The sequence below is a fragment of the Arthrobacter sp. genome (assembly GCF_030540645.1).
Classification (GTDB): Bacteria; Actinomycetota; Actinomycetes; order Actinomycetales; family Micrococcaceae; genus Specibacter.
In genome coordinates, this window is the sequence record NZ_JAUNVV010000029.1 from 16,121 (window position 1) to 27,644 (window position 11,524).

The 11,524-nt window shown below is 62.2% G+C and carries 13 protein-coding genes; 6 read left to right on the forward strand and 7 right to left on the reverse strand.

From position 1 onward, the window contains the following. Positions 1 to 115 precede the first annotated feature (115 nt). Positions 116 to 586: a pyridoxamine 5'-phosphate oxidase family protein gene (locus Q4P21_RS07525; protein WP_303388172.1), complete on the reverse strand. Its 471-nt coding sequence runs from the start codon at positions 584 to 586 to the stop codon at positions 116 to 118. A 207-nt stretch (positions 587 to 793) separates the two neighbouring features. Here Q4P21_RS07525 and Q4P21_RS07530 point away from each other — a divergent pair, with 207 nt between their 5' ends. Together Q4P21_RS07530 and Q4P21_RS07535 are read left to right on the forward strand one after the other, a co-directional pair. Continuing rightward, positions 794 to 1,309: a universal stress protein gene (locus tag Q4P21_RS07530; RefSeq protein ID WP_303388173.1), complete on the forward strand. Its 516-nt coding sequence runs from the start codon at positions 794 to 796 to the stop codon at positions 1,307 to 1,309. A 53-nt stretch (positions 1,310 to 1,362) separates the two neighbouring features. Further along, a complete protein-coding gene (locus tag Q4P21_RS07535) occupies positions 1,363 to 3,084 on the forward strand; it encodes a GAF domain-containing protein (protein WP_303388174.1) in 1,722 nt (573 codons plus the stop codon). A gap of 30 nt (positions 3,085 to 3,114) precedes the next feature. On the opposite strand, the gene Q4P21_RS07540 is transcribed toward Q4P21_RS07535, so the two are convergent. Then, positions 3,115 to 3,771 (reverse strand): response regulator transcription factor, encoded by a 657-nt coding sequence (locus Q4P21_RS07540; RefSeq protein WP_303388175.1) that lies wholly within the window; start codon positions 3,769 to 3,771, stop codon positions 3,115 to 3,117. Between the two features lie 493 nt (positions 3,772 to 4,264). Between Q4P21_RS07540 and Q4P21_RS07545 the strand changes: the two genes are divergently transcribed. Further along, positions 4,265 to 4,750 (forward strand): universal stress protein, encoded by a 486-nt coding sequence (locus tag Q4P21_RS07545; RefSeq protein WP_303388176.1) that lies wholly within the window; start codon positions 4,265 to 4,267, stop codon positions 4,748 to 4,750. Beyond that, positions 4,747 to 5,628, forward strand: coding sequence for a non-homologous end-joining DNA ligase (gene ligD, locus Q4P21_RS07550; protein ID WP_369598873.1), 882 nt, complete (start codon positions 4,747 to 4,749; stop codon positions 5,626 to 5,628). Before Q4P21_RS07545 ends, ligD begins: the two co-directional genes overlap by 4 nt. A 17-nt stretch (positions 5,629 to 5,645) precedes the next feature. Here the strand turns inward: ligD and Q4P21_RS07555 are convergent, their stop codons facing one another. From Q4P21_RS07555 to Q4P21_RS07575, 5 genes are all read right to left on the reverse strand, one after another. Beyond that, entirely contained in the window at positions 5,646 to 6,800 is a 1,155-nt protein-coding gene (locus tag Q4P21_RS07555; RefSeq protein WP_303388177.1) for an acyl-CoA dehydrogenase family protein, read from the reverse strand. Between the two features lie 9 nt (positions 6,801 to 6,809). After that, on the reverse strand, positions 6,810 to 7,592 hold the full coding sequence (locus tag Q4P21_RS07560) for an AMP-binding protein (protein WP_303388178.1): 783 nt from the start codon (positions 7,590 to 7,592) through the stop codon (positions 6,810 to 6,812). Between the two features lie 93 nt (positions 7,593 to 7,685). Then, positions 7,686 to 7,979, reverse strand: coding sequence for a hypothetical protein (locus Q4P21_RS07565; protein ID WP_303388179.1), 294 nt, complete (start codon positions 7,977 to 7,979; stop codon positions 7,686 to 7,688). A gap of 51 nt (positions 7,980 to 8,030) precedes the next feature. Beyond that, the gene (locus Q4P21_RS07570) at positions 8,031 to 9,554 is read right to left on the reverse strand and encodes a long-chain fatty acid--CoA ligase (protein ID WP_303388180.1); all 1,524 of its coding nucleotides are present in this window, start codon (positions 9,552 to 9,554) and stop codon (positions 8,031 to 8,033) included. Positions 9,555 to 9,556: 2 nt separating this feature from the next. Next, on the reverse strand, positions 9,557 to 10,426 hold the full coding sequence (locus Q4P21_RS07575; RefSeq protein ID WP_303388181.1) for a CoA transferase: 870 nt from the start codon (positions 10,424 to 10,426) through the stop codon (positions 9,557 to 9,559). 92 nt (positions 10,427 to 10,518) lie between these two features. Here Q4P21_RS07575 and Q4P21_RS07580 point away from each other — a divergent pair, with 92 nt between their 5' ends. Both Q4P21_RS07580 and Q4P21_RS07585 read left to right on the forward strand, forming a co-directional pair. After that, positions 10,519 to 11,133, forward strand: coding sequence for a TetR/AcrR family transcriptional regulator (locus Q4P21_RS07580; RefSeq protein ID WP_303388182.1), 615 nt, complete (start codon positions 10,519 to 10,521; stop codon positions 11,131 to 11,133). 26 nt (positions 11,134 to 11,159) lie between these two features. Further along, on the forward strand, positions 11,160 to 11,524 hold a 365-nt coding region (locus Q4P21_RS07585; RefSeq protein WP_303388183.1), incomplete at its 3' end, for an aspartate/glutamate racemase family protein.

Sequence of the window (11,524 nt, forward strand, 5' to 3'; positions counted from 1 at the left end):
CAAAGCCCGGCGATTAGGAAGATAGCCTATAGTTCAATACCCCAATAGTTCAATGCCCAAAGTCGTGCGACGTCAATGGACTACAAGACCCTGGACCGGCCGCGGACGTGCCTGCCTATTCCAGCCCGGCGCGCATGGCTTCATCGAAGGACACGTGCTGCGTCACCGACGCGTCAAGCGTGAAACTCCTGCCTGTCACTGTTTCCGGAACGATGCGCACCAAGTGGGCCTTCCCCACCCCTTGCCAGGGGAACAGGCCTCGTTCTGCAGCGTTGAGGAGGTGGCTGTTTGAGGACGTAATTTCGGCGTCCCCCTTAACGACCACGCTCCAAGCCGTCCCTTCCTTCTGGTTCACCGAATCAACTTCGAACGCGACACGTCCGTCATCGTTGATGGCACCGATTTTCGTGCCGTCGCCGGTGCGAAAGAGCAGAGATTCGCCGTCAAGCTCGTAGTTGACAGGGAACACGTCCGGACGGCCGTCAACGTTCACGGCGAGTCGTCCAACATGGGTTTGCGAAAGCAACGTCCAGCATTGTGCAGATGTCAAAATAGCGGCCTTGGGTGCAATCTCATTGTCTCTCATGGAAGTGACCCTAACCTGACGCGACAAAGAGAAGCTAGGGCCCAAAGTCCCGAATCGCTGGCTGTCCACGCGCGCGTGGGAAATGATGTGTGGGCTAGGGACCTTGTGCCCTGTGCACCGCCGACCTACGAAAGAGATCATTGTAGTTCAATGGTCGCGTCCTTTGAATCGCGGCCAGCTGCAGTAACGTGAAAGCAGGTAGTTGTCATGGCCGATTCGAAGCCCAATAAAGCATTGCCCATCGTTGTGGGAGTGGACGGATCCCCGGAATCCGTCCTGGCATTGCGGTGGGCGAAGAGATTGGCCGAGCCCTTGGGGACCACCATCAAGGCGGTCTCGGCGTGGCGCTCCGAAGTGGTGTTCGCACCGTATTCCATTCCGGAGTGGGACAGCGAAACCGTTGTCAGGGAACTGCATGCAAAAGCCCTTGTTGACGCGTTCGGGAACAATCCGCCCGCAGGCCTTGTCAGCGAGTGCCTTCGAGGCCAGTCGGCACAGGTCTTGATCGAAGCGGCAAAGAACGCTCAAATGCTCATTGTCGGATCGCGCGGCCACGGAGGATTCAAGGGCATGCTGCTGGGATCTGTCAGTTCTGCCTGTGCTGCACACGCAAAATGCGCTGTCCTTGTGGTCCACGAGGACAACCAGACCTTGCCCGAGCAGGTTTCAACAGGGATGGGTACCCAACAGCAGGACGCCGACAACGCGTCCGGCTACATCTGAGTCCTCACCCCGGTCCATGGCGGCTCCCAGCTCCCGTGGCGTATCCTGAGCCCATGGAACATCAGCGCCCGGGGGAGGGTGAAGCAGCTCCGTTTTCAACAGAGCCGGCGATAACAGGGACATCCAAGGTAGCGACGCAGGCGTTGGACTACGACCAACGCCTGCGTGAGCTCCTCGCCGCCGTCATCTCCATCACTGAAGAACTGACACTGGACGCAGTGCTCAAACGAATTGTCCAGGCAGCCTGCAGCCTCCTCGACGCCGAATATGGGGCTCTGGGAGTCATCGGCGAGGGCAACAACCTGAGCCATTTCGTGACCGAGGGCATGGACCCACACCTGGCCGAGCTCATTGGCCCGTTGCCCACCGGCCACGGAGTCCTGGGCCTGCTGATACGCGAACCCCGCCCCCTCCGCCTGCCGAATCTTCATGACCACCCCGCATCTTCAGGGTTCCCCCCACACCACCCGCCCATGCGAACTTTTCTGGGCGTGCCCATCCGGGCCCGGGACTCAGTGTTTGGCAACCTGTATCTGACGGAGAAGCGCGGCGGAAGACTGTTCACCGCAGAAGACGAATCGCTGGCGGTGGCTCTTGCCGGCGCTGCCGGGTTCGCCATAGAGAACGCGAAACTATTTGACGAAGCGAAGTTGCGCACCGACTGGTTGGAGGCTGGCAAAAGGGTCGCCGTGGGCATGATGGGTGCCGTGGGCGACGGCGCCAGGCCGGACGCAACATTTGTGGCGCAGATGGCCCTTGAACCCGCTGAATCAACCATGGTCCTCATCGCCAGTCCGCCCAACGAGGAAGGCCAGCTTGAGGTCGCGGGCGCTGCCGGTGTTCGAGCCGCGGAGCTCACCGGCCGGTTCCTGAACCTCGACCGTGAGGCCGTGCAACGGGTCGTGGCCTCAGGCAGTCCAACCAGCTTCGAGAATGCGTCAACACTGCTGGGCCCTGCATTCGCCAGGGAAACGGGCCCCGCGCTCCTGGCGCGCCTGGGTACGGAGGGCTCCGCGCATGGGCTCATGATCCTCATTCGAGCCCATGGCCAGGACCTGTATTCCCCGCTGACTGCCGAGCTGATCGCCTCCTACTGTGCACAGTCAGTGCTGGCACTGGAACTGGCCCAGACACACAGGCTTCGCGAGCAACTGATGCTGTACACCGACCGGGACCGCATCGCCCAGGACCTGCACGACGTCGTCATTCAACGTTTGTTTGCTGCCGGACTCAACGTCCAAAGCCTGGCCAGGTTCATCACGGATGCACCGGGGCTGGCCCGCATCCGCACCATCACCGACGAGCTGGACGCCACGATTAAGGAACTGCGGGACACCATCTACTCTCTGCGTGCTTCAGCGGGGGAAACCGATCTGCTCGGAAGTCGAATCGTCAACACGGTACAGAAGGTGTCCAAGACGCTGCCATTTGCGCCCCGTATCGTGTTGTCCGGGCCCATCGACTCGCAGGTGTCCCCAGACTTGGCCGAACACCTCCTCGCCGTGGTGACAGAGGGTGTCAGCAACGCTGTCCGTCATGCACAGGCGCAGAAGATCGACGTGAACGTCACTGCCGGACTCGGGCTGGTGAGCGTCACTGTCCGGGACGACGGTTGTGGAATAGCCAGCTCCAACGGTCGAAGCGGACTGGCAAATATGGAGGCAAGGGCAGCGAACCTGAAAGGCGTCTTTCAACTCGAAAGCGTTGTGGGGCAGGGAACCAGCTTCTATTGGTCGGTTCCACTGGACCAGACTGTTCCCTCCCTGGTCCTATGAACAGCAGGCACGTGACCGAGTCCCGGCTGGCTATTTCTCGGTGATGTACACGGCTGCCTGCGTACGCCGTTCGAAACCAAGTTTTGCCAGCAGTGACGAAACGTAGTTCTTCACGGTCTTCTCGGCCAGGAAAAGCTCACCACCAATTTGCCGGTTGGTCATGCCCTGGCCGATGAGCGCCAGCACGCGCCGCTCCTGCGCCGTGAGGCTGGCCACGCGCGGGTCAAGGGGAGCCGGCTCGGCCAAACCCGCGATGATCCTGCGCTTCAGCGCGGCGTCGAACAAGGATTCACCGCTGGCGGCCAGCTTGATGGCCGTCAACAAGTCTGTGCCGCCAATTTCCTTCAGTACGTAGCCGGACGCCCCCGCCAGCACAGCCCCCCGTAGAGCCTGCTCGTCGTCGTAGCTGGTCAGGATCAGGCACCTGAGTGTGGGGTCGACCGAGCGAACGTCGCGGCACACTTCGATGCCGGTTCCATCAGGCAGCCGGGCATCCAACACGGATACGTCGGGACGCAATGCCGGGATGAGGCGGGTGGCTTCCGCTGCAGTGCCGGAAGAACCGACGACCGTGAAGCCCTGGCCTTCCAGCAGCTCCTGCAGGCCCAGCCGCACCAGCTCATGGTCATCCAAAATGAATACCCGTATGGGAGACGGCCCAGCCTGGGCGGGCGATTGCTCGTTCATGCTCAATTCCTCCGTCAATTTTTGCCCAGCTTCCACGCCCAAATCCGGCGGGGTTGCTTCGGTAGGGCCATTCGGCTGCCGGGGCAGTCTGGAGAGGCCATTCTCCAGCACCGCTGGAGTGCCGGGCAAACTGAGTAGTTCGCCGGCCCTGTGTTGAGTGGCTGTCATTCTGATCCCCAGCCGTTTATGTCGCGCAGGGATGCGTGCTTGGTCGTTGCGGACGGGCATAACATCATCCTTGTCAAGATTTTGGTGCCGAGTCATCAATAGTGCTGGACGATTCCATGCTCGCCCAGCGCCTCCGGGAACACCATGGTCCAAAGACCCCAATCGTGCACTTCAGGTAGAAGGCATCGGGCTGCCCTGACTGGCGCCCAACCCATGCCGGCTTGGGCCGGAACGGTGTCCTTTGACCCTAGACACAACGTGCCGGCTGAGTCAGCATGGGAACCAGAAACGCTCAACGGAAACCCAGCGAACAAAGGAACAACAAATGAACACTGACGGTGGAATGCAGCGCATAGTGGTCGGCGTGGACGGCTCCGATGGTTCCATCGCGGCACTGCGCCGGGCCGAACGCATCGCCACGGCAACCGGTGCACGCGTTGAAGCCATTGCCTGCTGGAGCGTGCCCGCGGCACTGGCCCTGCCTTATGCCCTGGGGACGGTGGACTTTGAAGATGGAGCCCAGAAGCTCCTCGACGAAACCATCCGCAAGGCTTTTGGAGAGCCAACACCCGAAAACGTCTCTACTCGGCTGGTCCAGGGCCTGCCCAGGCAAACCTTGGTGGAGGCGGCCGATGGTGCCGAAATGCTGGTGGTGGGACGGCGGGGCAGAGGAGGGTTTAGGGGACTTCTGCTGGGTTCCGTCAGCCAGGCATGCGTGTCCCATGCCCAGTGTCCGGTATTGGTCATGAACCCATTGGGCTCCGAGGAGGCATCAAGTGGCGAAGGCGACGGCGGGCCGGGTTTGGTGTGAACACGCAGGACGTGGCTGTTGACGGTGAAATAGTCACGCTGAGTCATCCCGGCAGGATCCTGTACCCCGGGACCGGGACAACCAAGCACGACGTTGCCATGTACTACCTGCGGGCAGCCCCCGTGCTGATCCCCTGGGCAAGGGACCGCCCGGCCACCAGAAAGCGCTGGGTGCAGGGGGTTGGGACGGCTGCCGAGCCCGGAAAGAGTTTCTTTCAAAAGAACCTCGACTCCGCTACGCCGCAGTGGGTTCAGCGCCGGACCATGCACCACAAGGACCACGACAACGACTATCCGCTCGTCAACGACGCCCGCACTCTGGTGTGGCTGGCCCAGATCTCGGCGTTGGAGATCCACGTGCCGCAATGGAGGTTCGACGACGCAGGTGCACCGCAAAACCCGGACCGCCTGGTGCTTGACCTGGACCCGGGGGACGGCGGCGGCCTGGCCGAGTGTGCCGCCGTCGCACTTCTGGCACGGGACGCACTGGACCAGCGTGGCTTGCGCTCATTGCCTGTCACGAGCGGCAGCAAAGGCATCCATCTCTACGCCGGGCTTGACGGGAAAAGGACCTCCGACGACGTTGCGCACCTGGCGCACGGCGTGGCCCTGTCGCTGGAAGCTGACCACCCGGACTTGGTGGTCAGCCAGATGGGCCGCGCCCTGAGGCGCGGAAAGGTGTTCATCGACTGGAGCCAGAACTGGCCTGCTAAGACGACGGTGGTTCCCTACTCCCTGCGCGGCCGGGCCCGGCCAACCGTGGCCGCACCACGGAACTGGGACGAGATCATACCGGCCACGCTGGGCCAGTTGGACTACCGGCAGGTGCTGGCCAGGATTGCCGGTGGCACCACTCCCAAGCTGGAGGACGTTCGTTAGGAACATCCTCCTCGGAGTCATAACGACCGGGCGACAAGTTCCTTCATGATCTCGTTGGTGCCGCCGTAGATCTTTTGAACTCGCGCAGCGGCGAACCTTCGGGCAATGGGGTACTCGGTCATGTAGCCGTAGCCGCCGAAGATCTGGAGGCACCGATCCACCACCTTGTTCTGCATGTCGGTGCACCAGAACTTGGCGAGGGACGCGGTGGCCGCATCGAGATCGCCGGTGACGTGCTGTGCGATGCAGTGGTCCACGAGGGTGCGGGCGGCCAGGCTGTCTGCAACACACTCGGCCAGCACAAACCTGGTGTTTTGGAAGGCCAGCAGATTCTTCCCGAACGCATCCCGGTCGCTTGCGTACGCCGTTGCCTCGCGAACAGCGAACTCACACTCTGCAGCCGCCCCGACAGCGATTGCAAGCCGCTCCTGGGGGAGTTGCTGCATCAGCTGGATGAATCCGAGTCCTTCGACCCCGCCCAACACATTGCTGGCCGGGACGCGCATGTCCACGAAGGCCAGCTCGCGGGTATCCTGGCCGTGCATGCCGATCTTCTCCATCACCCGGCCACGCTGAAAGCCTGCAAGCCCGTCCGTTTCGGCGACGATGAGTGACATTCCCTTGCCACCGGCCTCCTCGCTGGTGCGTGCTGCAATGATGACCAGGTCGCAGTGGGTTCCGTTGGAGATGAACGTCTTGGAGCCGTTGACCACATAGCTGTCTCCATCCTGCCGTGCCCTGGTGCGAATGCTCTGCAGATCGGACCCTGTTGTGGGCTCAGTCATCGCAATGGCACCGACAAGCTCCCCGGATGCCATGCCCGGTAGCCAGCGCAGTTTCTGCTCCTCCGTGCCGAAAGCGGCAATGTAGTGCGCCACGATGGCGCTGTGCACAACGTTCGCCCATGCGGTGTCCGCGATGCGGGCCTGTTCTTCCATAATTACTGCTTCGTGGGCGAATGTGCCCCCGCCGCCGCCGTATTCCTCCGGGATGCTGATGCACAGCAGCCCGGCCTCACCTGCCTGCTTCCAAAAATCCCGGTCCACGCCATGCTGCTGCGCCCAACGGGCATGGTGGGGAGCGGACTCCTTGTTCATGAAGGTCCTGACCATGGCCCGGAGGTCGTCGAGTTCTTCGGTGCGCCATGGTGAGCGGTAGTCGTCCAAAATCATGAGGTACTCCTAATATTTCTTTGAAGTGGGCATGGGGGCATCAGTCGGCAACCGACGTACCTGCGTAGACTGCGGCGTGTTCGTTCCGGATGCGAAACTTGTTGAACTTTCCAACGCTCGTGCGCGGAATCTCGGCGACAGTCTCAATCGCTTCGCGCAGCTGCCAGGGGACGAAGGCGGATGAGAGGTGCGCACGGACGTCGTTGAGCTCGACGACGGCACCTCTGCGATGCCCGGATGGCCCAGAAGCAGGTTCTCCATGTCGATGGTCCCGACGTCACCACTGCGCCAGTATCCGTCGATGAGGCGGATGTCCACCCCGGACACCAGCAGGCCCTGCTTGCGTTTGAGGTCCAAAAGTTCGTCGGGGGAATGGCGTGCCAGAACACTCGGCTTGTCCGTTTTCATGGTGACGAGGGGCAGTGACGTGTGGATTTCGTTCATCGGTTGGTCGCTCATGACGATCCACGTTGTGACGCCGGGCATGGACGGTGCCACTGCTTCTGCCAACGGCAGCAGCGATTCATCCACACAAGTCACCGACGTGCCGCTGTCGCTGTCCACGTAGCTGAGATCTTCAGGCCCCAGACGCAGATTCAGCTGCACCATGACGGCAGCCAGCCCGGGGATGGCCCGGTAGAGCTCAAAGTGGCGGCGGCTGTTCCAGTCGATGGTGCCCACTCGTGTTGACGGGCCCACGCCGAGTGAGCGCAATGCGTTGGCGCCGCGTTTGAGCTGGACGTCGTCGCCCATGGTGGAGGGAAAGCCGGAAACAATTGGTCGTGAAGTCATTGACATGAATGTTCCTTTGAATGGGTGCTTAGATTCTCTCGATAATCGTGGCGTTGGCCATGCCGCCGCCGCCCGTTGGTGGCTGCGCATGCTCTAGCCATCGAGTTGCGCACGGGTGAGTCCCCACTTGGTGACCATGAGTTCCGCTGAGGGTCCCTGGGCTGGAATGTTCCCGCCGAACCGTGCCACGTTGCCGGCCTGCTCCCCGCTCTGGATGGCGCACCCAGCGATCACGTCGGCAAGACGCTCGTGGTCGATGCCCGTGCGTTCAACCAGCGTTGAAAGTGTCTGGGCGAGCAGGTCCACCGGATGCCAGTCCCGCAGCTGGCCGCGGCGCTTGCCGACAGGTGTCCTGACGGCGTTGACTAAGACTGCTTCGCGGCTCATGAATGTTCTCCAAGGTGTGCGGATCGGATGGTCGAATAAGCTGCGAGTAAATCAGCCGCGAACTACATCGCGTATGCGGTGCTTGAGGATCTTCCCCGACGGGTTGCGTGGAATCTCAGCGATGACAAGTTCGCGGGGCAGCTTGTAGTCGGCGATCCGGTCATGGCCATATTCGCGGAGTTGCGCTAGCGTCAGCTCTTGGTTCTCGGTCAGTGTGACCACAGCGACCACGGTCTCACCGTAGACCTCGTGCAGACGGCCGACGACGGCGATGTCGGCCACCGCCGGGTGGCCCGCCAAGGCGTTTTCGACCTCAGCGGAGTACACGTTGTGGCCGCCGGTGATGATCATGTCCTTCATCCGGTCCACGAGCGTGATGTACCCGTCGTCGTCCACTTGGGCCAGGTCGCCGGTGTGGACCCAGCCGTCCCTGATGGCCGCTGCGGTTGCTTCAGGCTTGCCCCAGTAGCCCTTCATCATGGTCTCGCCGCGCATGATCATCTCACCCACTTGGCCTGGGACGATGTCGTTTCCGTCGGCGTCGACAATGCGGACTTCAGTGTTCGCAATGGCGAAGCGTCCGCTCGCGGAGGGCCGCTCCAACACTTCCTCGTGGGTGAGCAGGATGCCACCGGGTCCTCCTTCGGTCTGGCCGCAGGCTTGGACAATCCAGGCGTTGGGCAGTGCCGCAACGATCTGCTGCGCCAATCCGGCAGGCATGGGAGCCGCACCGTACATGCAGATGCGCAGGCTGGACAGATCCCGGGTGGCGAGGCTGGGGGAGCGCATGAGGAACGAGTACATGGTGGGCACGCCAAAGAAGAACCCGATGCGTTCCTTCTCAATGGTCTCCAGCACAGCTTCAGGGTCGAATGCCGGCAAAATCACGTGCGTGGCACCGAGCATCATGCCCGGAATGAGCACCAGGTTCAGATCGGCGGAATGGAACAGCGGTGCCACGTGCAGTAGCCGTTCCCCGACCCGCAAGCCGAAGCCGACGCAGGAGTTGATGCTCACCCAAATGATGCGATGGTGATCGAACAGCGCCCCCTTGGGCCGCCCGGTGGTGCCGGAGGTGTAGATGATGAGTGCGTCGTCGTCTTCGGCAACCTCGACGGCGGGCGGCTCGGTGGGCTGTTCGCCCGAGCAGGCCAGGACGTTTTCGTAACCCGCAGCGTCTCCGAGGCACAGCGTTGGGACATCCCCTTGGCGCCCGTCGTAGGCCTTCCATGCGGAGATGGCCCCTGCAACTTCGGGCCCGAACACCAGCAGCTTCGCGTCGGTGTCGGTCAGGAAGTAGTCGATCTCGGGCGGCGCGGACCGTGGGTTCACCGGGACCACTATCGCCCCTGCCCGCAGGCCCGCGTAGAGCGCGATGACGAACGCGTCGCTGTTTCCTGAGACGAGGACGAGCCGGTCGCCTTTGGCAAGGCCGCGGGCCATGAACTCATTGGCGAGCTGGCTCACACGCCGGTCAAGCTCGACATATGTGTGGGTCACCCCCGCGAAGCTCAGGGCAATTCGGTTGGGACATCCGCGTGCTGTCCGGGCGAGGATTCCTGCAAGGTCCGGCATGGTTACTCCTGGGTTGCTGCGGTGGCAAGTGTATGTTCAGCGGCGGGATTGCCAGATAGTACGACGGCGGCGAGGGGAATGTCGTGCGCCAGCCCCAGCTCCGTCCAATGCGCGGTGGGGCGGGAGGCGAACTCCCGGGTCAGTTCTTCCCGCGTATGCCCGACATGTGCAGCCAGATGGGCGGCAAAGTGTGGCTCGATGGCAGCGACGGCAATGAACCCGTCTGCCGTAGCGTAGATGCCGTACGACGGCGTGGCACCTCCCAGTACCGCGCCGGGGGAGGTGAGCCCGTGCCGGACACCGGCAGCAGCCGCGTGGGCTGCCGCGTCAAGGACTACTCTCTCGTGCACGTCCCGGACACCATGGTCCCGCTGGCGCAGGGCCGCGAGAGTCGACACTACGGCGCGTTCGGCGCCGAGTATGTCTGCGACCGGCACGAGTGGCAAAGCCGGGGGGAGGAGGGTTCCGTGCACGGCCTGGTAGGTGAGGTCATGGCCGGGTTGCTCGGCTTGTTCGCCATCGTGCCCGACGATTTCCACGAGGGCGATGCCCCGGTGCCGGAGGGTCTCCACCAGGTTGAGCCTGGCAAGGGCTGACGGGCGCATCGAAGTGAGCAGCGCATGGGCCCCTTTCAGCAGTTCCTCGAACCGGGTTCGGCTGGAGGGATCCTTGAGGTCGAGCGGGATGACGTCCTGCCCGGCGGTCAGTTCGTCATACCATGCGGGCGCAGCGCTCTTGAGTGGATCGCCCTGGGGTGGCTCAACCTTGATGACCGTCGCACCAAGTTCAACCAGTCTGGCCGCTGCGAGGGGGCCCGGGAGATTGATGGCGACGGAGACTATCACGACGCCTGCCAAAGGTGGGTTGGACACATCTGCTCCTTGTCACTTTCTTCAATTTCTGTTTGTACATTTGTACAACATTCAATCTTTTAGTTCAATACCCTGTGGTCTACCATGACAGTGTGAAGACAGATAAGAATGCAAAGCCGGAGGCACTTTCGACTCCATGGTCACCCGAGGACTTGACCGCTAAGGCGCGAATCCGCAATGCCGCGCTCAGTTTGTTTGCCCGGCACGGTGTGGAGGGAACATCCATGCGTGCCATCGCCACAGCTGCAGATGTGACAGTCGGTCTCGTCGCCCACCACTTTGGTACCAAGGACGGGCTGCGTGAAGCAGTGGACGCCTTCGTCGTGAGCCTGTTCGTTGACACACTCAAGTCAACCACGATGACAGGCAGCGCTCGGCAGATTGTCGCTCTTCGAGACGCCGCCGTGGCCGAGATGCTGCAAGCCAACCCAACGATTGTTGACTACCTGCGCCGTTCACTGTTGACCGGTACAGGCCAGCCAGGGGACGTGCTGAGCAGGCTCGTGACGTTGACGGCGGAACAGACGCGGGCGTTGCGTGGAAGCGGGTTGGCGTCAACGGATCGCAGCGTGACCGAGCAGACGGTCACGACGATCGTGCGCCAGTTCGGACGGCTGTTCCTCCAACCCTTGGTCAACCGAATTGTCGACGAGCTCGGCGAGCCGGGCGAAAGCCATCCCGAGCTCACCGTGGGCATCAACAGCTGAGTCTTCTGGAAACCCTGAGAGCCGCTATGTCCACTGATCATCCTGCTGTCCTGATCGTCAATCCCAACACAAACGCCTCGACCACGCGCATGATGACGGAGCTGGCTGCTGCTGAACTATCCCCGGCGGGCCTGGAAGTTGTGGGCAGGACTGCCCTCCATGGTCCGAGAATGCTTGTTGAGCCTGAGAGCTTGGAAGCTTCCGTGAAGCATGTTCAAGATGCCGTGCACCGATACTTGGGCAGTCGTGATGGCTCGAATGTGGTGGTCGTCATCGTCGCGGCAGTGGGCGACCCCGGGCGGCGTGAACTGAGCAACGAGCTTGAAATACCCGTGGTCGGTATCGGAGAGGGTTCGATTTGGGCAGCATCCCAGAACGGCAGGCTGTTCGG